This window comes from Mycobacterium gallinarum (assembly GCF_010726765.1).
Classification (GTDB): Bacteria; Actinomycetota; Actinomycetes; order Mycobacteriales; family Mycobacteriaceae; genus Mycobacterium; species Mycobacterium gallinarum.
Map to the genome: position 1 here is coordinate 372717 of NZ_AP022601.1, position 19001 is coordinate 391717.

The 19001-nt window shown below is 66.1% G+C and carries 23 protein-coding genes, 1 tRNA gene and 1 riboswitch; of the genes, 16 read left to right on the forward strand and 8 right to left on the reverse strand.

From position 1 onward, the window contains the following. Positions 1-37 precede the first annotated feature (37 nt). Positions 38-235, reverse strand: coding sequence for a hypothetical protein (locus G6N42_RS01770; protein WP_163725269.1), 198 nt, complete (start codon positions 233-235; stop codon positions 38-40). Between the two features lie 58 nt (positions 236-293). Here G6N42_RS01770 and G6N42_RS01775 point away from each other — a divergent pair, with 58 nt between their 5' ends. The 3 genes from G6N42_RS01775 (at position 294) to G6N42_RS01785 (ending at position 2487) form a co-directional block, all read left to right on the forward strand. After that, entirely contained in the window at positions 294-989 is a 696-nt protein-coding gene (locus G6N42_RS01775; RefSeq protein WP_163725273.1) for an Ntn hydrolase family protein, read from the forward strand. Between the two features lie 155 nt (positions 990-1144). Beyond that, positions 1145-1777: a GNAT family N-acetyltransferase gene (locus G6N42_RS01780; protein WP_163725276.1), complete on the forward strand. Its 633-nt coding sequence runs from the start codon at positions 1145-1147 to the stop codon at positions 1775-1777. A gap of 11 nt (positions 1778-1788) precedes the next feature. Then, positions 1789-2487, forward strand: a complete 699-nt coding sequence (locus G6N42_RS01785) for a YceI family protein (protein WP_163725279.1) — start codon at positions 1789-1791, stop codon at positions 2485-2487. A gap of 11 nt (positions 2488-2498) precedes the next feature. Here G6N42_RS01785 and mbtN read toward each other — a convergent pair whose 3' ends face one another. From mbtN to G6N42_RS01800, 3 genes are read right to left on the reverse strand one after another with little or no spacing between them, the layout of a single operon-like run. Then, positions 2499-3659 (reverse strand): mycobactin biosynthesis acyl-ACP dehydrogenase MbtN, encoded by a 1161-nt coding sequence (gene mbtN / locus G6N42_RS01790; protein ID WP_163725281.1) that lies wholly within the window; start codon positions 3657-3659, stop codon positions 2499-2501. Continuing rightward, positions 3656-5227: a long-chain-fatty acid--ACP ligase MbtM gene (gene mbtM, locus G6N42_RS01795; RefSeq protein ID WP_174262202.1), complete on the reverse strand. Its 1572-nt coding sequence runs from the start codon at positions 5225-5227 to the stop codon at positions 3656-3658. Before mbtM ends, mbtN begins: the two co-directional genes overlap by 4 nt. Before the next feature lie 5 nt (positions 5228-5232). Beyond that, a complete protein-coding gene (locus G6N42_RS01800) occupies positions 5233-5577 on the reverse strand; it encodes an acyl carrier protein (RefSeq protein WP_286201633.1) in 345 nt (114 codons plus the stop codon). Between the two features lie 32 nt (positions 5578-5609). Continuing rightward, positions 5610-5682: riboswitch (Fluoride riboswitch) on the forward strand. A 24-nt stretch (positions 5683-5706) separates the two neighbouring features. On the opposite strand from G6N42_RS01800, the gene crcB (G6N42_RS01805) reads away from it, so the two are divergent. The 6 genes from crcB (G6N42_RS01805) to G6N42_RS01830 all read left to right on the forward strand — a co-directional run bounded on the left by crcB (G6N42_RS01805) (position 5707) and on the right by G6N42_RS01830 (position 10268). After that, a complete protein-coding gene (gene crcB, locus G6N42_RS01805; protein ID WP_163725292.1) occupies positions 5707-6258 on the forward strand; it encodes a fluoride efflux transporter CrcB in 552 nt (183 codons plus the stop codon). Continuing rightward, positions 6255-6623 carry a fluoride efflux transporter CrcB gene (gene crcB / locus G6N42_RS01810; RefSeq protein ID WP_163725295.1) on the forward strand — a complete coding sequence of 123 codons (369 nt, stop codon included), beginning with the start codon at positions 6255-6257 and terminating at the stop codon, positions 6621-6623. The genes crcB (G6N42_RS01805) and crcB (G6N42_RS01810) overlap by 4 nt, the downstream gene beginning before the upstream one ends. A 36-nt stretch (positions 6624-6659) precedes the next feature. Further along, complete coding sequence (locus G6N42_RS01815) at positions 6660-7148, forward strand: universal stress protein (RefSeq protein WP_163725297.1); 489 nt, start codon at positions 6660-6662, stop codon at positions 7146-7148. Positions 7149-7230: 82 nt separating this feature from the next. Beyond that, complete coding sequence (gene pgm, locus G6N42_RS01820; RefSeq protein WP_163725300.1) at positions 7231-8865, forward strand: phosphoglucomutase (alpha-D-glucose-1,6-bisphosphate-dependent); 1635 nt, start codon at positions 7231-7233, stop codon at positions 8863-8865. Next, entirely contained in the window at positions 8862-10142 is a 1281-nt protein-coding gene (locus G6N42_RS01825) for an MFS transporter (protein WP_163725303.1), read from the forward strand. Before pgm ends, G6N42_RS01825 begins: the two co-directional genes overlap by 4 nt. Positions 10143-10195: 53 nt before the next feature. After that, positions 10196-10268: transfer RNA gene (locus G6N42_RS01830), tRNA-Ala, on the forward strand. Positions 10269-10346: 78 nt separating this feature from the next. Here G6N42_RS01830 and G6N42_RS01835 read toward each other — a convergent pair. Next, entirely contained in the window at positions 10347-11528 is a 1182-nt protein-coding gene (locus G6N42_RS01835) for a tyrosine-type recombinase/integrase (protein WP_163725306.1), read from the reverse strand. Further along, positions 11525-12202 (reverse strand): hypothetical protein, encoded by a 678-nt coding sequence (locus G6N42_RS01840; protein WP_014214341.1) that lies wholly within the window; start codon positions 12200-12202, stop codon positions 11525-11527. Before G6N42_RS01840 ends, G6N42_RS01835 begins: the two co-directional genes overlap by 4 nt. A 50-nt stretch (positions 12203-12252) precedes the next feature. Between G6N42_RS01840 and G6N42_RS01845 the strand changes: the two genes are divergently transcribed. The 6 genes from G6N42_RS01845 to G6N42_RS31480 all read left to right on the forward strand — a co-directional run bounded on the left by G6N42_RS01845 (position 12253) and on the right by G6N42_RS31480 (position 16348). Continuing rightward, on the forward strand, positions 12253-12474 hold the full coding sequence (locus G6N42_RS01845; protein ID WP_014214340.1) for a helix-turn-helix domain-containing protein: 222 nt from the start codon (positions 12253-12255) through the stop codon (positions 12472-12474). Positions 12475-12520: 46 nt separating this feature from the next. Further along, positions 12521-12799: a hypothetical protein gene (locus tag G6N42_RS01850; protein WP_014214339.1), complete on the forward strand. Its 279-nt coding sequence runs from the start codon at positions 12521-12523 to the stop codon at positions 12797-12799. A 114-nt stretch (positions 12800-12913) separates the two neighbouring features. Next, the gene (locus G6N42_RS01855) at positions 12914-14482 is read left to right on the forward strand and encodes a hypothetical protein (RefSeq protein ID WP_014214338.1); all 1569 of its coding nucleotides are present in this window, start codon (positions 12914-12916) and stop codon (positions 14480-14482) included. Between the two features lie 435 nt (positions 14483-14917). Further along, complete coding sequence (locus G6N42_RS01860; RefSeq protein ID WP_014214337.1) at positions 14918-15187, forward strand: hypothetical protein; 270 nt, start codon at positions 14918-14920, stop codon at positions 15185-15187. A gap of 53 nt (positions 15188-15240) precedes the next feature. Next, the gene (locus G6N42_RS01865; RefSeq protein WP_163725309.1) at positions 15241-16008 is read left to right on the forward strand and encodes a hypothetical protein; all 768 of its coding nucleotides are present in this window, start codon (positions 15241-15243) and stop codon (positions 16006-16008) included. 196 nt (positions 16009-16204) lie between these two features. Beyond that, the gene (locus tag G6N42_RS31480) at positions 16205-16348 is read left to right on the forward strand and encodes a helix-turn-helix domain-containing protein (protein ID WP_286201660.1); all 144 of its coding nucleotides are present in this window, start codon (positions 16205-16207) and stop codon (positions 16346-16348) included. Positions 16349-16419: 71 nt separating this feature from the next. On the opposite strand, the gene G6N42_RS01875 is transcribed toward G6N42_RS31480, so the two are convergent. After that, on the reverse strand, positions 16420-17001 hold the full coding sequence (locus tag G6N42_RS01875) for a TetR/AcrR family transcriptional regulator (RefSeq protein ID WP_014214335.1): 582 nt from the start codon (positions 16999-17001) through the stop codon (positions 16420-16422). Between the two features lie 63 nt (positions 17002-17064). Between G6N42_RS01875 and G6N42_RS01880 the strand changes: the two genes are divergently transcribed. After that, the gene (locus G6N42_RS01880; protein ID WP_163725311.1) at positions 17065-18264 is read left to right on the forward strand and encodes a cytochrome P450; all 1200 of its coding nucleotides are present in this window, start codon (positions 17065-17067) and stop codon (positions 18262-18264) included. Here the strand turns inward: G6N42_RS01880 and G6N42_RS01885 are convergent. Continuing rightward, positions 18245-18961 carry a TetR/AcrR family transcriptional regulator gene (locus tag G6N42_RS01885; RefSeq protein WP_014214333.1) on the reverse strand — a complete coding sequence of 239 codons (717 nt, stop codon included), beginning with the start codon at positions 18959-18961 and terminating at the stop codon, positions 18245-18247. The two genes, G6N42_RS01880 and G6N42_RS01885, sit on opposite strands and share 20 nt — an antisense overlap. Between the last annotated feature and the right edge of the window lie 40 nt (positions 18962-19001).

Sequence of the window (19001 nt, forward strand, 5' to 3'; positions counted from 1 at the left end):
AAGCCCCGTCCTTTTTTGGGCGGGGCTTTCGTGGCTTTCATTGCTCGTCGCTGCTGCGCCGGTCGCCGATGAACTCCAGGAGACGAGGATCGTCGGAGGTGAACCGTTCCATTTCCTCACCGCCGTCGCACCGCAACAATGCCACGGTGACAGAGCCGCTCACTCGGGCGAGCACCTCCCACAAAGCTCCGGAGTCCTGCCAGCGCTGAAGTTCGGCCACGCGGTCGACATCCATCCCTTCACGATTCCACGGTGCAGAGTGAGACGAACGCCATCTGGGTAAGAGGTGAGGTGTGACGGTCGTTCTCGCATTGCGGTGTGCCGATGGGCTGGTGATGGCGTCGGACTCGCAGATCACCGATCCCGTGCGTGCAGTGAGTTATCCAGCCCAGAAACTGCACGCACTCGGCAAGCACGCGGCGTGGGGTGGGAGCGGATCTCGGGCCGTGCTGTTCGACCTCGAGCAGATCTTCGTTGCCGAGGCGGACGCGATCGTCGAAGCGCCAGATGTCGGGCACGCCCTCCAGCAGCGCGTCGTGCCTGTGCTGGAGCAGCACTACAGCTCGTTCATCCCAGAGGTTCCCGGTGGGAAACCCGGTGCGACACCAGCGACGTACATGTTGGCCGCGGGCTACTCCGACGGCAAGCCGTTCATCGTCGACATCGATCCGCACGGCTTGATCGGACATCACGAAGAGACCGGCTTTCAGGCAGTCGGCAGTGGCTCGCCGATGGCCCAGCAGGCCTACGCGCTGCTCGCCCATTTTCAGATGTCCAAGCGCAGTGTCGACTACGGCGTCGTGGCAGCCCTGCGGGTACTTGACACTCTGGACACCTCCTCGCCGAGCATCGGCGGTCCGATGGATATCTGCCGGATGACACCTGATGGGGCCCGGCACTTCGACGAGGAAGAAGTCGCGCAGGTCCGTGAGCATGTCGCCAAATGGATTGAGTTGGAGCAGAAGGCGATCGACGAACTGTTCGGGTGATTCGCGCCCGGCGTGCTCAAGGGCCGCCCGAAGACGCGGCAGTCGCCGCGGGATGGGTTTCGACGATGTCGACACGCTGGACTTCTGCCCTGCATCATCCGCGGCGAGAAGGTAGGTAAACCTACCCTCAGTGGCTCCGGTAGGCTCGGCGGGCGATGACCGACATTGACGAGGCCCCGTCACCCGTCTTGCCGCGCGAGCTGACGTCGATTTCCGACGAGGTCCGCGCCGTAGGTGCACCGCCGACGCCTGCTCTGGGCGAGCCGTACCGCGTCAGGCTGGCCGACGCCACCGCAGACGCCGAGATGATCTCGGCGTGGATGAACCGCCCGCACCTGGTGGAGGCGTGGGAGTACGACTGGCCGCCGCAGCGCTGGCGGCGTTACCTGCAAGCGCAACTCGACGGTGACTACTCGCGGCCGTTCATCGGTAGTTTCCGCGGCCAGGACTTCGTCTACGTCGAGCTGTATCGAGCGGCTAAGGATTCGATCGCTCCTCGGTATGACGCGGATCCGCACGACATCGGCGTGCACGCGGCGATCGCGGAGATGCGATTCGTCAACCGCGGGATCGCGCCGATCATGTTGCCGCGCTTGGTCGCCAACATCTTCGAACTCGAACCCTGTTGCCGTCGCATCATGTTCGACCCAGATCATCGCAACGCAGCAGCGCGCGCGGTGTGCGAGTACGCGGGCGGTGTATTCCTCGGCGAGCACGACATGTCGAATCGGCGAATGGCGCTTTACGCGCTGCCGCGTTCGCCGTCGGATGCCCCTGAGATCGGCTAGCGTTCCCTGCCATGAAGAAGGCTGCGCTATGGGCGCTCGGCATCCTGATCGTTCTTGCCGTCGTCGGCTTCACTGCCGGTCCGTGGGCCTATCGCGAATTCATCGCCGGTGAAGCCGATGCCGAGTTGGCGCTGCCCGGCCAGAGCGAGGCGGCGACCACCGACGTCAACGGGATGTGGACGGTGGTGCCGGGGCCGGATGACGACGCCACGCGGACACAGGCGGGCTATCGCGTGGACGAAATACTGCGCGGCTCCCCGCTGACCGTAAACGGTCGGACTCCGAAGGTCACCGGCGATGCCGTAGTGACCGCGGAGAAGCTGGAGTCGGCGACGTTCACCGTTGACGTGGCGTCGATCACTTCACCGGAAAGCTCGCGCGACAATCAATTTCGTGGTGAGGACATCCTCGATACCGCCAAGTTCCCGACCGCCGAATTGCGCGTCACGCAGCCTGTCGACGTCGCCGCAGTACCCGAGACCGGGGCACCGGTGACCCTCGACGTCCCGGTCAGTCTCACGGTCAAGGGTGTGTCACGCGACATCACAGCGAAGGTCGACGTGCAGCGGAGAGGTGCGACCATTGTCGCCGCCGGCTCTGTCCCGGTGACCTGGACCGACTTCAACGTCACGCCACCGGATTTCGCCGGGTTCGTGACCGTTGAACCGACAGGAACCATCGAGTTCCTCGTCAACCTCGCCAAGGCCTAGGCCAGCAAGGCCTAGGGCAGCTGGTTGAACTCGGCGTAGCCGTCGTAGTCGGGCTTCATCGCCGCGGCGACCAACTCCCACAGCACTTCGTCGGTGCCGCCGCCGACGCGCGCCAGCTTCATATCGCGCCACCATCGGCCCAGCGGTGTCTCGTCCACCAGATAGCCCGAGCCGCCGAAGATGTGCATACATTCGTTGAGCACCTCTTCGCCCAGGCGGGCCGCGTTGACCTTCATGGCCGCAGCGGCGCGGAGATCCAGCTTGCCCGTCGCCGCGATTCCGTCCAGCGCAAAACGCAGCATGTCGACGCGTGCCTGCAGGTCGGCCATGCGCAGCCGCAGTGCCTGATGCTCATACAAGGTATGGCCGAACTGTCGGCGAGTCATCATGCGCGCCAGCGTGATTCCAATGACGCGCTGAGCCGACGTCGACACCAGTCCCGCCACCGACATCCGCTCCTGCGCCAGTCCCCAGGAGATCGCGGCCAGGCCGATGCCCGCACGTGCGACCAATGCGTCGGTGGGCACCCACGTGTCGATGTGCACGGCGGCGGTGTCCAGCGGACCGGCACCGACCTTGCGGTACTGCGGCTGAATTTCGCACTGCGCCAACGGGACGGCGACGACGACCACGCTGCCGTGCTTGCTGTTCGGATCATGGTCGACATTGCGGGCCACCGCCATGACGTGGTCGGCGACCGGGGATAGCGACACGAACTTCTTGATGCCCTTGACTTCGAATCCGTCCCGGATCGACCGGACCTCGGTGCCGACGATCTGCAGGTCGGATCCACCGGACTGTTCGGAGGCACCGATGCACAGCACGGCCTCGCCGCAGATCGCCTGCTCGGCGATGTTGCGCAGGTAATCCGACTTGCCGAACCGCCGCAGGATCGCGATCGCCGAGTCGTGCAGTCCCACGCCGACGCCGATGCCTGCCGACCCCAGGGTTCCGAGCTTGCGCGCCAGCGCGATCACCTTCGCGACGTCTGACTGCTGCTGGCCCTCCGGCCACTTGGCGGCGAAAACACCTGATTCACCAAGGTATTCGATGAGCTGGCGGGGAAAGCGCTCGGTCTCTTCGGCCTCGGCCGTCCACTTCGTCACCCGGTCGTCGAAGACGCGCTCGAGCAGCTCGCAGTAGTCCTCGTCCACAGGGAGGTCGACGGTCATCGGCTGGCTCCTTCGAGGCTGCGCTTGACCTCCAACCGGCGCAGCTTGCCCGAGGACGTGCGTGGCAGCGCACCGGGTTTGACGAACACCACATCAGCGGGCACCACACCGCATTCGGATGCGACGCGGGCAATTACGGCACTGCGCGCTGCGGGTTCGTCCTCGCCTTTGAACTCCGCGGTGATGATCAGTCGCGGTCGTGCGGTCGCCTCACCGGTGCCGATCGCGATCACGCAACCGTCACGCACGCCCTCGATTTGGCCGGCAATGCGTTCGATCTCGTTGGGGAACACGTTGCGTCCCGCCACCGTGATGAGTTCCTTCGCGCGGCCACAGACGACGAGCCCCTCGTCGGTCAGGTATCCGAGATCCCCGGTGGGCAGCCAGTCGCGAAAATCGACCGGCGCCACGCCGACATACCCGTTCATTAGTGACGTGCCGCGGATCTCGATCTCTCCGACCTCACGATCGGCCACCTCGGTGCCGTGAGGCTGCTCGGCGTTCACCCGAATCTCCATACCGTCGATCGGGTGGCCGAGAACAGCAAAGCGCCTGGTGGATTCGCCCGCATCGGTCGTCACGGTGACCTCGTCGATACGAAGACCTGAGAACGGCTCGGGAATGGTTACTGCACAGGTAGATTCGGCAAGCCCATAGGACGGGGCAAGTGAATTCGGGTTGAAGCCGAAGCGGGCCATCTCTGCGGAGAAACGTGTGTATCCGTCACAGTCGACGGGTTCGCCGCCGTTGAGCGTGTAGCCGAGATTGCTCAGATTGAGACCGGAGAGGCCGCTGCCGTACTTGCCGATGATGTTGAACGCCATATTGGGCGCCGCGGTCATCGTGGCCTTGCTCTCGTGAAGCCAGTCCAGCCAACCAAATGGATTGCTGGAGAACGCCTTCGTGGGCGCCTGCCAAAGATCTGCCTGCCCGAGCGTGGATACGAGCATGACCGCAAGACCCATATCGTGGTAGATGGGTAGCCAGCTCTGCAGTCGGGAGTCGCCGTCGATATTGATTCGTGTGGTCAATCCGCGAAGGTTGGCCAGGGCGGCGGCGGGCGAAATCTGCGCTGTGCGTGGAGTTCCGGTGGAACCGGCGGTGCCCTGCAGGATGGCGACGTCTGCTGTCTGGGGTCCTTGGAAAGGGGTGGATCTGCGGGCGTGGGCCACGTCGACGAGATCGTGAAGGACTATTCCGTCGGTCTGCTCGCGCAGCAGTTCCAACTCGACGCCGTGGCTGAACACCGTCGTCACTCCGATGCTGCGCCACCGGTCCCAAGTCGTCCGCGCCCATTGCAGGGGATCGGCGCGCCGAATGGGACCCGGCAGGATCGACAGTCCCGCGCCCGCGAAGAAAGCGCCCGGTATCGCGGCGAGATACTCGATGGTCGGCTCACCGACGAGGCCGACCGAGGTGGATCCGTCGTCGACGATGCAGTCGGCGACGTTCTCCGATCGCGCGTGGACCTCCTGCCAGGGATGGTGAATCCACTTGTCGCTGCCGGTATCGAGCACCGATAACTGGGTCCTGGCTCCGCGCATCGCGGCCGACAGTGCCGCGGCCAGCACGGTCACGAGTTCAAGTGGGCCGCGGGCACCTTCGCGAGGATGGCCGCTTCGAGATCGCCCACGGTGCCACAGCTGAGCAGGTCCTCTTCGGACAGCGCCACCCCGAGTTTGTCCTCGATGGCCACCATTCCAATTGCGAATGCCACCGAGTCGAGCCCGACGTCGTCGATCAGTCTGGATTCCCTGGTGACCCTGCGGGTATCTACATTCATGTCTTCGCGCAGGATCTCGGTGAGAGCAGCGCTCACGGCTTCTGGATTGGACGAAGTCACGGCGTGGGACGGTACACCCGAATCCGAGGTGAGGGTAGCCTTACCTCGCGTGGTCGAGGGAGCGCCGCCACTCATATCGCGATACCCGCAGCTAGAGCGGTACAGTCCTTCGAAGTGGTGATGGATCTCGCCCGAGCTAGTCGCTCGAACCGCCAATTGGCTGATAGTTCCTGCCGTCATCGCGATGGATCAGGCACCTAACACATGAGCTCAGAACCGCCCGGCGTGAAGCACCCGAACGACGACGGGGGCGTACCTGACGAGGGGACGTTGCCAACGGCCGCCGACTCTCACGCCGAGTTGCTGACGGATCCCGACGCGCCGGCCAAACCGCTACGACCGCTGCACCTACGGCCATCGGCGATGGCCTTGGTATTCCTCGGCGCTATCGCCGGAACAGCGCTGCGTTACTACGTGGAGAAGGCTCTGCCGCACGATGGCGCATCGTGGCCGTGGGCGACCTTCTTGATCAACCTGTGCGGCGCCTTCGCCTTGGGCGGCTTGCTCGAGGGACTCGCGCGTCTCGGCGAGGACTCGGGTTGGCGCCGCCGCGCCCGCCTCTGCGCCGGCACCGGGTTCTGCGGGGCGTTCACCACCTACAGCACCTTCGCACTGGAGATCGTGCTGTTGGGCCGACACGGCGACTTCGGAACCGCCATCAGTTACGGCCTGCTCAGCGTCGTGGGCGGTGTGTTCACCGCCTGGCTTGGCATCGTGATCATGGCAGCGGTGCACCGTAGGAGGTCGCCCGCATGATTGCGATCCTCACCTTCCTCGCAGGAGCCTCGGGCGCCGTCACGCGGTTCCTGCTCGACGCATGGACGAAACAGCGCTGGCAATCCCCTTTTCCCTTGGCGACTGTGGTCATCAACATCACGGGATCGCTGTTCCTCGGCATGCTCGCCGGAATGGTGCTGTTCCACGACCAACCAAGCACCTGGCAGACCGTGCTGGGCACCGGATTCTGCGGCGGCTACACGACTTTCAGCACCGCCAGCTTCGAGACCGTGCGACTGATCCAGCAACGCCGGCGAGGGCTTGCGTTGCTCAACGCGCTCGTTTCCCTGGTGCTATCTGTCGCGGCATGCGCGCTCGGACTGGCTGTGGTGTGGGCGCTCTGACCCGCTGAGAATCTCGACCGATGGAGGGCGGCCGCAATGGCAGACTTTGGCGAATCCACGACGCGGACCTCTGCGGAGTTGGTGGTCGGCTGGGATCGCGAACCCGCGAGCGCCGCGGCGTTGCGTTACGCGGTGAAACTGGCACGGCATCTGGAGGCGCACCTGCATGTGGTGCACATCGCCGACGTCGCCGACCTACCCGTCGATCCGGACGCGTGGGATTACGAACAGCAGTTCCACGCCAGCGTCGAAGCCCACGCCGTCGCCGCACGAAAGCTGCTGGACGAACTCGGCGCGAACTGGACTTACCACGCTATGCACGGCCGTCCACCGGATGTGCTCGCCGAGCTTGCCGAGCAGGTCGACGCCGTGATGATCGTCCTCGGCGCACCGCGGGGCGGCGTGCACTCGTTCATCGACACCTTCGCCGGCCAGTCGGTCGCCCACCAGTTGACTCGCAAACACGCCCGAGCGGTGCTGCTGGTACCCGACTCGTCGTCGGAGCAGACGTCGCTCCTCGCGTAGAGAGTGCGACGAACTGTCGCCGTCGGCCTGAATTCTCCGCGCCATGGCCGTGCGCGGCGCGGAAACAGAGCAGACTGGACCCATGGCGGCCAACCCCCGCGCCGGTCAACCGGCGCAGCCCGAAGACCTCATCGATGTGGCTCAGGTAGTCACGGCCTACTACACCGTCGAACCTGACCCCGACAACGTCGACCAGCAGGTGATGTTCGGCACGTCGGGCCATCGCGGCTCCAGCCTGGATGCGGCGTTCAACGAGGCACACATCGTCGCGACGACCCAGGCCATCGTCGAGTACCGGCACGCGCAGGGCACGTCCGGCCCGCTGTTCATCGGACGTGACACGCACGCGCTCTCCGAACCCGCGTGGGCCTCGGCACTGGAGGTGCTCGCCGCCAACGACGTCGTCGCGATGATCGATTCAGCGGACCGCTTCACCCCGACGCCCGCCGTCAGCCATGCCATCCTGACCTTCAACGACGGACGTGACGGCGATCTGGCCGACGGGATCGTGGTCACGCCGTCGCACAATCCGCCACGTGACGGCGGCTTCAAGTACAACCCGCCCAACGGCGGACCTGCCGACACGGATGCCACCGGTGCAATTGCCAAGCGGGCCAACGAGATCCTGCGCGACGGCCTGAAGGATGTGAAACGGATACCGCTGGCCAGCGCCCTGAAGACCGCGGAGCGTCACGACTACCTCGACGCTTACATCGCCGATCTGCCCAACGTCGTGGATCTGCATGCGATCAGCGCCGAGGGTATCCGCATCGGCGCCGACCCGCTGGGCGGCGCCAGCGTCGACTACTGGGGCGCCATCGCCGAGCGACACAACCTGAAGCTCACCGTGGTCAACCCGCTTGTCGATGCGACGTGGCGGTTCATGACCCTCGACACCGACGGCAAGATTCGGATGGACTGCAGTTCGCCCAACGCCATGGCGTCATTGATCGCCAACCGCGACAGCTACCAGATCGCGACGGGCAACGACGCGGACTCCGACCGGCACGGCATCGTCACACCCGATGGTGGGCTGCTCAATCCGAACCACTTCCTGGCTGTGGCGATCGACTACCTGTACGCCAACAGGCCCGAGTGGCCGGCGTCCACGGCCGTCGGCAAGACTGCGGTGAGTTCGTCGATCATCGACCGGGTCGTCGCCGGGCTGGGCCGCAAATTGGTCGAGGTTCCGGTGGGCTTCAAGTGGTTCGTCGACGGATTACTCAGCGGCACTATCGGTTTCGGCGGCGAGGAGAGCGCCGGGGCGTCGTTCCTGCGGCGCAACGGGTCGGTGTGGACCACGGATAAAGACGGCATCATCCTGGCGTTGCTAGCGTCGGAGATCCTGGCGAAGACAGGTTCGACGCCGTCCCAGCGATACGACGCGCTCGCCGAAAAGTACGGTGCGCCAACGTACGCCCGCATCGACGCGCCCGCCAACCGTGAGCAGAAGGCGCGGCTTGCCAAGTTGTCGGCCGAGCAGGTCATCGCCACCGAGCTGGCGGGCGAGGCGATCACCGCGAAGCTGACGACGGCGCCGGGCAACGGCGCGCCGCTGGGCGGTCTGAAGGTGACGACGGAGAACGCGTGGTTCGCTGCGCGCCCGTCGGGTACCGAAGACGTGTACAAGATCTACGCCGAGTCGTTCCGCGGGCCGGACCATCTTGCCGAGGTGCAGGAAGCGGCCAAGGAAGTGGTGAATAAAGTCATTGCGTGAGTTCTGACGCGGAGGCCGACTGTTCGAAAGACAGTTCCGGCCAGGGTGGCAAGCCGAAGCTCCCGCGTGAGGTCTGGCTGTTGGTTTCGGCGAACGTCGTGGTCGCGCTCGGCTACGGAGTGGTCGCGCCGGTTCTTCCGCAGTATGCCCGCCACTTCGGTGTGAGCATCAGCGCGGCGACCTTCGTCATCACGGCGTTCGCGTTGATGCGGTTGGTGGCCGCTCCGCCGGCCGGCTGGCTGGTCCAGCGGCTGGGGGAGCGTCGGGTCTACATCAACGGCCTGCTGATCGTCGCCGTGTCGACCGCGGTGTGCGCGTTCGCGCAGACGTACTGGCAGTTGCTGCTGTTCCGGTCGCTCGGCGGACTCGGGTCTGCCATGTTCTCGGTGTCGTCGCTGGCCCTGATGATCCGGATCTCGCCCCAGGATGCACGCGGTCGCGTCGCGGGCCTGTTCTCGTCAGGGTTCCTCATCGGATCGGTCGGAGGACCGGTGCTCGGCAGCCTCACGGCCGGGCTGGGTCTGGCGGCACCGTTCGCGATCTACGGGGCTGCGCTGCTCGTCGCGGCCGGGGTGGTGTTCTTCAGCCTGCGGGGGAGCACGCTGGCCGCACCCGAGGAATCCGACGGGCCCGCTGTCACGCTGCGAGAGGTGTTGCGGCACCGTGCCTACCTCGCCGCGCTGCTGTCCAACTTCGCGACCGGATGGGCGGCGTTCGGGCTGCGTATCGCATTGGTGCCGCTGTTCATCGTGGAGGGACTGGGCCGCGGGACCGGCATCGCAGGCCTGGCGCTCGCGACGTTCGCCATCGGCAACGTCTCAGTGGTGATTCCCAGCGGTTACCTGTCCGACCGGATCGGGCGGCGCAAGTTGCTCATTGTCGGACTGCTGGCCTCGGCCGTCACGACGAGCCTGCTCGGGGTGACGACGTCGCTGGTGATCTTCCTGGTGACCGCGTACGTGTGCGGAGCGGCGACGGGCATCTTCATCTCCCCGCAACAGGCCGCTGTCGCCGACATCGTCGGAAACAAGTCCCGCGGAGGGACGCCGGTCGCGGTATTCCAGATGATGGTCGACGTCGGATCGATCGGCGGATCGCTGATCGTCGGCTTGATCGCCCAACATCTGTCGTTCGGCTGGGCCTTCGTCGTCAGTGGCTCGGTCCTCTTTATCGCGGCAATCGGTTGGATGTTCGCTCCGGAGACGCGCGGTCTACCGCCGGCTGGGCACACGCCGGCGCGCCCGCTCGGGCCGGAGGCCGGCGGCGAAGTGCCCTGACCTGCGATTTTGAAGGCCTACCGCAGGTGGTGTAACTTCGATGAGCACAACAAGGGGCTATGGCGCAGTTGGTAGCGCACCACACTGGCAGTGTGGGGGTCAGGGGTTCGAATCCCCTTAGCTCCACAAATAGAAATCCGCTCCGACCATTGGCCGGGGCGGATTTCTTGTTTGCGGGGCGGTGTCCTATCCCGCCCGAGTGTCCTAACTCTGTCCTACGGCTGCCGAGAACACCGCCGACGCGGCTGTCAGCCGATCGTCGGTCACGCGCCCGTAGACGGCCTGAGTCATCCGCTCGGTGTGGCCGTGCCACGCCGCCACGACGTCGGCGGCGACGCCCGCCGCGCGCATCCGAGAGATGTTCGAGTGCCGCAGCTTTCCGAGTGTGATCGCCTTGAGGCCCGCCGCCTTGCGCTGGGCGGCGAACTCACGGCTGTAGTCGCGCACCGGCAGTGGCGTCCCGTCGGGCCGCGAGAGCAACAGGTCGGCCTCGGCCAGTGGTCGTCCCACGGCCAGGCGCTCGCGCAGGTGCACCGAGCGCATGGCCTTGATCATTGCCAGTTCGCGCTGGGGCACTGGCAGATCGCGAGCGCTGCGGTCGGTCTTGGTGGGCACGATCATGTCGCGACCGTTGACGTCCACGCGGGCTTGTCGGATGCGCAGGGCGCCGGTCTCAAGGTCGAGGTCCGACCAGCGCAGCCCGCCGACTTCCTCGCGTCGCAGCCCGAGCAGCGTGAGCGCGTAGCACCCCGCGAGGCGGTGGGCGGCGACGTGATCGAGGAACTTGCCCATCTGCTCAGGCGTCCAAATGTCGTCGGCGGCGGTCGCCGTGACGGCCTTCTGCTCGGGCGAGGTGAGGTCAGCCGATGGGTCATAGGTCAGCCAGCGCATTTTGCGCGCGTGCGCCATGACCGATTTGAGCCGGACAATCGCGCGGCGCTTGGTGGCCGGTGCCAGCGCCTTCGCGCCCTTGCCGGTCAGCGTGGCCGACCAGTCCGCGAGCGCGGCGGGCGTGAGCCTCTGGACCGGGATCGCGCCGAACGCGTGGCGGGCGTAGGCCAGTGACTCGCGGTCGGCCCGAACGGTATTCGGCCCGATGGACGGGTCAGCCTCGCGCAGCTTGAGCCAGTGGTCGGCGACCTCATCGAACGTCTGGTTCGACTTGGGTGCCCACGTCGCCGCGCCCCACTGCTGGCGCTGCTCGTTGACCCACTGTGCGGCCTCGCCCTTGGTGCGAAAGACCTTGGTAGGGCGGACTTGCTTGCCGGTCACGGGGTCGGTGCCCAGCGTCGGGCGGGCGCGCCACCCCTTGCCGCCGGGCAGGCGCTTGATCGAGTTGTCGGTGCGCTCACCCCGCTGGCGGGCCTGCGTGTCGTCAGAGTTCATCGGTTGGTCTCCTGGTCGGTACGGGGCTTGCGGGGTCTGCGTAATTCGTCGCGTCCGAGTAGGGGCGGGTCGGCGTCCTTGCACCGCCTGATCCACCCCTTGACCGTCTCGTCGGACACGTCGTGCTCAAGCGTGGCTGCGGCGCGGTCGGCGACGCGGCGATATATGCCGCCGCCATGCACGCTTTCCTCGCGCGCCCATGTCGCGACCTTCGCGAGGAATTGGCGCGGCAGCGCGGGCCGACCCGCTCGGCGCGGTTTGGACGACGCCGCCCCCGGTGGCGCGTGCTCGGCCATCGCGTCGATGACGCCCTCGGTGAACCGAAACCGCTCGATCCAATCGTGGCCCTCGGTCGTGCCGGTGGCGGCGTCGAGCGTTTGACGCAATTTCTTTGCGGCGTCTGCGGACTGAGCGGTGCCGTGCATCGCCGCCGTCCGCGCGAGCCGGTCGGTATTGATTCGCTTGAGGCTGTCCGAGGTAATCGGCACGCCCTCGGGCGAGGTCACCCGCAGATCGGTAATCATGGGGCCGTCGGCAGTTTCGCGCCACGCGACCTCATAGGTGTGCGCGTGATCGTGGCACGCAATCGTCACTGGCCGCTCGGCGTCGGCGTCCACCTCGACGCCGACAACCTCGCCCGCTCGACGCGGTGAGTAATTCGGTTTGGTGCCCATAATTAACCACCGTAGACGAATCCTGACTAAGGTTCAATATACTCAAGGGCATGGAGACAGTCACAACCGCCCCGAATCTGACCACATTGAACGAATTGCGCAGTGGTCCACCGACTCTCAGCATCGAGCAGGCCGCGCGCTACCTCGGCGTGAGCCGGGCCTACGGCTACGCGATGGCTCGTGAGGGTCGGCTGCCCACGATCAAGCTCGGGGCTCGCCGGGTCCGGGTGCCCGCCCTGGCGCTGCTCAAGATGCTCGGCGGCGAGGACTGATCGGGCGCGCGGAGACGCCCGGCAGCAGAACTAAGGAGGAAACGCCATGACTATCACCGACAGAGATAATGCGGTCTCGGACGCCGAAGAGATCCTCATGCGGATCAATGATGTAGGCGAGACGCCGCTGTTAAGCCTCCTCGATTGGGCGGCGAAGCATCACGTCCTCGACCCGACGATCGTTGCGCGATTGGAGGCCGGGGCGCAGGCAATCACGACCCTGATGTACGAGACCGCCGACGCGGTGGACGACCTGATCGAGGTCACGGGACTGCAGTTGCCCGAGCGGCCCGAGCGGGCCACCGGCTGGCCGTCGGGCCGGTAGAGCCAATGAGGCTGTCGCGCACGGGATTGACGCCCGACGCCCAGACATGCGAGCGCCCCGCCAGATTCACCAGTCCGACGGGGCGACTTACCGAGATGAAAGGCAGCCCAGCCAGTGACCGCCAGGTCTCAGACTACCGCGCACAACGACAGTCCCTACGCGAACGAACCCGCCTCGATCAAGCGCGCGAAGGCCGACCAAGCCCGCGACAACAGTGAACAGCTGGCAGCCGACCATTACCGGGCGCGCGCCGACGCGAGTACGTCGGACGGCGCGACGGCGGCGGCTGACGCACTGGCCGACCTGCGAAAGGTGATGGCCGACAACGCCGACGTGCTGACGTCGAGCGGCGTGCTGGCCCACGTCGCCCGGTTCGCCGAGGCGCGCGGCGCTGAGCGGTACGGGGTGCTGTTCGGTGTCGCCATGCGCGCCGTGCTGGCCGTGCCGCCGCAGGTGGTTCTACCGCCAACCATCGGCGGCGAGGTGTCGCTCAACCTGCTACTGGCTGTCGTCGGCAGTAGCGGCGGTGGCAAGGGCACCACCGACAAGACCGCGGCCGCAGCCGTTCGCGTGTCGCTCGGGGGTCGCCGGTCGGTGCCGGTGCTGCCGATGCTGCCCATCGGCACGGGTGAGGGAATCAACCGGACCTACGCGCACGCCGAGCGCGACAAGCTCGGCAGCGGCCAGGTGGGGCTGCGCTGGCACACCGACCGGGCGCTGTTCGCCTGCCGCGACATCGCCACGCTTGACGCGCTGACAGCGCGCCAGGGTTCGACGCTGGTGCCCGAATTGCTCAAGGCGTACATGGGCGAGGAACTCGGATTCGCCAACGCGGACAAAGACCGTCGCGTCATCCTGCCGATGCACACCTATCGGCTGTGTCTGTCTGCGGGCGTGCAACCCGACAACGGCGCAGTGCTGCTCAACGAGCAGTCGCAGCGCGACGGCGTGCCGCAGCGGTTCCTGTGGTCGCCCGTCCGGCCTGGCGTCGCCCGACCGCGCCGCAGCGCCGACGCCAAGGCCGTTGACCCGCTGACCGTCGAGGTGCCCGACTTCGGTATCGACCCGATGCGGTTTGACGTCGACGAGGACGACGACGCCGACGCGAGCCTCTACGATCCCGCCGCTCAGACCTTGGTGCCCATCGGCGTCGGTTCAAGCATCGCTCAGCAGATCATCGACGCCGACACCGCCAAAGACCTCGACCCGTTCGGGCGCAGTGTTGATCCGCTGGCCGGTCACCGCCTGTTGGCGCGACTCAAGCTCGCTGCCGCCCTGGCGGTGCTGCACAACACGCCCAACGTCGGTCCTCAGGACTGGCAGCGCGCCGAGTGCCTGATGGCCGTATCCGCAGCCGTGGCCCGAGTCGTCGCCGCTTACTCCGACGCCGCAGCCGAGCACGACGCTGTGCGACAGGGCCAACTTGACGGTCACCGCCTCGCCGCCGCCGACGACACCCGCCAGACCGCCGCGCTGCAAACGGTGATGAGTCGACTCACGCGGTACCTCAGCGAGCAAACAGATTGGGTGTCGCGGGGTGCGGTCACTCGCTCGGTGACCGGTAAGTTGCGCCGTGACCTGCCCGACGCGCTGCTGGCGCTACTCGACGGCGGCAGCATCGAGCGCCGAGAGGTCGAACGGGCTGGTCAAAAGGTCGCTCAGTACCGAATGAGGGCGGCGTGACGGGGGTCGGGAGCTTGGCACCCTTGGCACGGGGGTTGGCACCCTGGCCGGCTGCCCTTTTCGCAGGTCAGCGGGGGCTTGGCACCCTTGGCACCCTTGGCACCCCTGGCGCGCAATCTCACGGTCTCGTATGTATCTATACGAAGTCGCGCGATTGACCTCACTAGCTAACTATTCGTCGCTAGTTCTGAAGGTGCTCGGGCGCCCGGTGGGCTGCCAAGGGTGCCAAGGGTGCCAAGCCCCACTTGACCAGGGCTTTCGGGTGCCAACCCCCCGGTGCCAAGGGTGCCAACCCCTCGGGCGGTGGCCGCGATGACCTAACCGTCCCCGGCCCACCTTCTCGCGAGCCTCGGCGTGAGAGCGGCGGCGACACCCGAGCACGACCCGTAGCGCATACCGCTGCGGCCCTCCACCGACGACCCGAGGGGAACCGAGATGACCAACACCGAGACCACCGACGACCAGATCGATGCCGCGCTGTTTGCGGCGCTCGCCGAACGCGGCGAGGAATTGCAGCCGTGGGCCGCGATCTTGCCGCGCCTGACCGGTTCGCACGACCGCAAGGGCGAGCGGTTGATCGCGCTGTGGCTGACGGGCCGGGTGTGGTTGTGCAAGGTCCGTGGCCGTAACTACGTCGCCCTCGGCGACGCCGACGACGAGCGCCTGGCGGCGGCGAACCGTGCCCGCGTCCCGCATGTGCTGTGACTAACCCGCCCGTCCGCTCAAGCCTGTCCGACCCAACGAGAGGAACCCAAACCGTGAGTGATCCGACGCAGAACAAGCCAGACGCCCACGAGCGGCAGCGGGCACTGAGCGCCGTCGAGCTACGGGTGCAGGGGCAGGCCTATGCCCAGATCGCTCACGCGCTCGGCTACAGCGACGAGAGCGGCGCTCGACACGCGGTGTCCCGCTTGCTCGCTCGCCGCGAGGCCGAGGGAATAGACGAACTGCGGGCGGTGCACTTGGCGCGGCTAGAGGGCGTGCTGTCGGCGTTCTGGCCCGCCGCGACGTCGGGGGACACCGACGCGGCGCGAATCGTCCTGCGCACGCTGGACAGCCTTGCCAAGCTGTACGGCCTCGATGCGCCGACGCGGGTTGCCGTGGGCGCGTCGCTCACCGATACCGTCGGATTCGCGAACGAGGCCGCGCGCCTGATCGAGTCGATTGCCTCGATGGGCGGCACTGATGACCTGTTGCTGTCGCTGCCCGACGGCGCGGGGCACGCGGTGATCGCCGCTCGCGAACCGGCGGCGCTGACCGAGGCGGTGGCCGTGGCCGACGATGACGCTGAGTCATGGTCGAACATCGGCGGGCCGGACCCCGAGCCGCTGGCCGCCGAGCCGGAATCGGACGCCGAGCCCGAACCGCTGACCGTCGTCGAGATCGAGCCGCCGCCGGTCGCCGAAGTCGAGCAGGTGGCCGAGCCCGACGTGACCCCTCTGCCGTCGCCACCGTCGCCCCGAGTGGACCCGTGGGCGCGCCGCGTCACCTACCGCTATGACCCGCTCGCGGGATGGCGTCGGTAGGCCAACTCGGCGACAGTAGGACAAAGCTAGGACACCGCGGCGGTTGCGCTCGACTGTTGGCTAAGCTGTTTGTCAGCGTAGGCAATGGCAGCGGTGTCGGCAGCGTCGGACAGCAAGCTCTGCGTCGGTAGATTGTCACCACACTAGCGGGGTGATTTACGGCAACCAATGCCATTGACCGACCCGCGGTTCACGAATCGCCGATCCCAACACTTATCCACCACCTGGGCGCGACAAGGCGCAGCGCCTGCCTGACAAGGGGATAACCGCGACCGACATTGCGAAGATCTTGGGCCTCTCTCGCGCCACCGTCTACCGCTACTTGGCGCCGACCGTCTAGCACACTGGTTGACAGGCCCGCTGGGAGGACCGGATAGCAACCCTCGGCCGAGGATGTGGCGGCGATGGCAATTAGCGTGGGCGCAGTCCGCTGAACACGACGTCATGGATGGTGCGCGTCAGCAGATCCTCGACGAGTGGTTCGCCGGTGACGAGGTAAGTCAGAGCAGTGATGGTGACGGCGCCGAAAAGGGCTGTGGCTGCGGCCCTGGCGTCGGTCACCGCGGCCAACGAATAGTCGGCAGCGCCGGCGAGCAGCAGCATTTCCACGGGTTCCAGATAGGCGGTGCCGATTTTGTCTGCGATGACCGGCATCCGTGCCGCCCGGCCAAGCTCGCCGATCAACGCGCGACAGGAGGCAGGTCGCTGAGCCATCACACGTAGCTGGGCCGCGATGACACGGTGCAGCCGGTCAGCACCGCTACCGCCGCCCTCCACGGCAGTGGTGACCTCGCTGGCAATCTCGTGCAGGAGGTCTTCGAGGAGGAACGCCAGGATGTCTTCCTTGCCGGCGAAGTAGTAGTACAGCGTCGCCTTGGGTACACCCGTCATCGCGGCGACGTCTTCGATTTTGGTGTCGTTAAGACCGCGCTCGGCGAACAGCGCCGCGGCCGCTGGCAGGCGGTCGGCGATTTGCCGCGGAACCTTACGCATTGACACTCCTGTCAATTAGACTAGCAGTCTAAACCATCGTTCTACATGGCAGCGGGAGCGAGAATGACGACTGCGCAGCTTCACTACGACCCGTTCGATGCCAACATCCAGGACGACCCCTACCCCGTCTATCAGCAATTACGCGACGATGCGCCGGTGTTCCGGGCCGAGACTGCGAATACCTGGGTGCTCAGCCGCCACGAGGACGTTATTCCTGCCCTGCTCGATCACGACACATATTCGTCGGTCAACGGTGTGTTTCCGACGCCGCCGGACGCGCCGTTCCTGGAGTCGTTCCTGCCGATGATGATCACGATGGACCCGCCGCGGCACGATCAGCTGCGGGGCTTGGTAAGCAAGGCATTCACCCCTCGGCGGATAGTGGCATTGGAAACCGGCATCGATGAGTTGGCGGCGTCGTTGGTAGAGCGGCTCACCAGCAGCGGCAGCGAAGGCCGTTCGGACTTCGTTGCCGACTTGGCCGGAATACTGCCGGCCGTGGTGATCGCCGACCTGTTGGGTATACCGCGGGAGGATCGTCAGCAGTTTCGGCAGTGGTCGAGCACGCTGATTCAGTCCAATCCCGCTCGCGGCGAGGTGGCCGAAGGGTTGGCGGCCGCGGCCGCGGTGTATGCGTATTTCGCGGATTTCCTTGCCGATCGGCGCAAGGCGCCGCGCGATGATTTGATGTCGGCGTTGGTGGCTGCCGAGATCGACGGTCAGCGCCTCAGCGACGACGAGTTGCTTGGGTTCTGCTTGCTACTGCTGATAGCTGGTCATGAGACGACGACCAACCTGCTGGCCAACGCCGCGGTGGTGTTGGCCGGGCACCCCCGGAGCCGTCACCGGTTGGCCGCCGACCCGACACTGATCGGGCAAGCGGTCGAGGAGCTGTTGCGTTATGCCTCACCGGTGCAGGGACTTTCGCGGGTGTTGACCACAGATGTGACACTGCACGGGGCCACGATGTCGCAGGGCGATTCGGTGCTGTTGCTGTTCGGGTCAGCCAATCGCGACGAGCGGGTGTTCGCCCGCCCGGACGTGTTCGACATCGACCGCAAGCCCGAACACCAGGTGGCCTTCGGCCGGGGTATCCACTTCTGTCTGGGAGCTGCGCTCGCCCGTTTAGAGGCTCGAATTGCGTTGGGCGCATTGCTGTCACGATTGCCGGACTGGGCAGTCGATGTCGACTCAGCCGTGCGTCTTCGTTCGGGACCGATTCGCGGATACCTGTCGCTGCCCATCATGTGGCCGGCGAGCTAGCCACTTTGCGACTCGGCGCCGTCTTGGGTCGTGTCGTCGCAGGCTTTGACCCCGTAGCAGGGTCACTGCCCCTGGTGCGGTGGGCGGCGAGGAAGTCGTCAACGATCTGTGTGCAGTCGTCGTGAGTCATGTTGCGCAGCCCGGTCATTCGGGCGAACGCCAGCGGCCCGACAAGCTGGCAAAGCGCCAGTTCGACGTCGAAGTCGTCGAGTTCGGCTCGAGCCTGCGCACTCTGCAGTAGCGCATCGAACGGTTGTCGGTACTGGTCGATGACACGGGTGCGCAGCGCGCCGGATGCGTGCCGATCATCGGTGTCGCTGTTGGTTCCCGTGGGTCCCAGCGCGAGCCAGGCCAGCGTGGTGACGTGTAGTGGCGCGTCGTCAAAGAGGGTGGCCTGGCGGCTGAGCAACTCGATCAGCTGCTTACGCAACGAGCCACTGGTCGGCGGCGGGGCAGTGACCTGCGGCAGTAGCCGCTCGAATGTGGCAGCCAGCAGATGCGATGAGCTTTTGAAATGGCGATACAGCGTGGTACGGGCCACCTTGGATGCTTTGGTGACCGCATCGATGGTGACAGCTTCGACCCCTCCTGTGCTGAGAAGTGTTGCGGCAGAATCCAATAGCCGGTTACGAGACCGGATCCTTCTCGGGTCGATGTCGTCATCGGGGGGTAGCGCTGATTGGCTGCTGTCGCTCACAGGTTCACCTCGGCGATTGAAATTTCGGGCGATGTCGTGC

What these genes read in the sequence shown, in the direction of transcription:
- crcB (WP_163725295.1), top strand. Translation starts at nt 6,255, where the DNA reads ATGATTGCGATCCTCACCTTCCTCGCAGGAGCCTCGGGCGCCGTCACG.
- G6N42_RS01845 (WP_014214340.1), top strand. Translation starts at nt 12,253, where the DNA reads ATGGAGACAGTCACAACCGCCCCGAATCTGACCACATTGAACGAATTG.
- G6N42_RS01880 (WP_163725311.1), top strand. Translation starts at nt 17,065, where the DNA reads ATGACGACTGCGCAGCTTCACTACGACCCGTTCGATGCCAACATCCAG.
- G6N42_RS01850 (WP_014214339.1), top strand. Translation starts at nt 12,521, where the DNA reads ATGACTATCACCGACAGAGATAATGCGGTCTCGGACGCCGAAGAGATC.
- G6N42_RS01840 (WP_014214341.1), bottom strand. Translation starts at nt 12,202, where the DNA reads ATGGGCACCAAACCGAATTACTCACCGCGTCGAGCGGGCGAGGTTGTC.
- G6N42_RS01815 (WP_163725297.1), top strand. Translation starts at nt 6,660, where the DNA reads ATGGCAGACTTTGGCGAATCCACGACGCGGACCTCTGCGGAGTTGGTG.
- G6N42_RS01770 (WP_163725269.1), bottom strand. Translation starts at nt 235, where the DNA reads ATGGATGTCGACCGCGTGGCCGAACTTCAGCGCTGGCAGGACTCCGGA.
- G6N42_RS01800 (WP_286201633.1), bottom strand. Translation starts at nt 5,577, where the DNA reads ATGAGTGGCGGCGCTCCCTCGACCACGCGAGGTAAGGCTACCCTCACC.
- crcB (WP_163725292.1), top strand. Translation starts at nt 5,707, where the DNA reads ATGAGCTCAGAACCGCCCGGCGTGAAGCACCCGAACGACGACGGGGGC.
- G6N42_RS01835 (WP_163725306.1), bottom strand. Translation starts at nt 11,528, where the DNA reads ATGAACTCTGACGACACGCAGGCCCGCCAGCGGGGTGAGCGCACCGAC.
- G6N42_RS01875 (WP_014214335.1), bottom strand. Translation starts at nt 17,001, where the DNA reads ATGCGTAAGGTTCCGCGGCAAATCGCCGACCGCCTGCCAGCGGCCGCG.
- G6N42_RS01780 (WP_163725276.1), top strand. Translation starts at nt 1,145, where the DNA reads ATGACCGACATTGACGAGGCCCCGTCACCCGTCTTGCCGCGCGAGCTG.
- G6N42_RS01785 (WP_163725279.1), top strand. Translation starts at nt 1,789, where the DNA reads ATGAAGAAGGCTGCGCTATGGGCGCTCGGCATCCTGATCGTTCTTGCC.
- G6N42_RS01860 (WP_014214337.1), top strand. Translation starts at nt 14,918, where the DNA reads ATGACCAACACCGAGACCACCGACGACCAGATCGATGCCGCGCTGTTT.
- pgm (WP_163725300.1), top strand. Translation starts at nt 7,231, where the DNA reads ATGGCGGCCAACCCCCGCGCCGGTCAACCGGCGCAGCCCGAAGACCTC.
- mbtN (WP_163725281.1), bottom strand. Translation starts at nt 3,659, where the DNA reads ATGACCGTCGACCTCCCTGTGGACGAGGACTACTGCGAGCTGCTCGAG.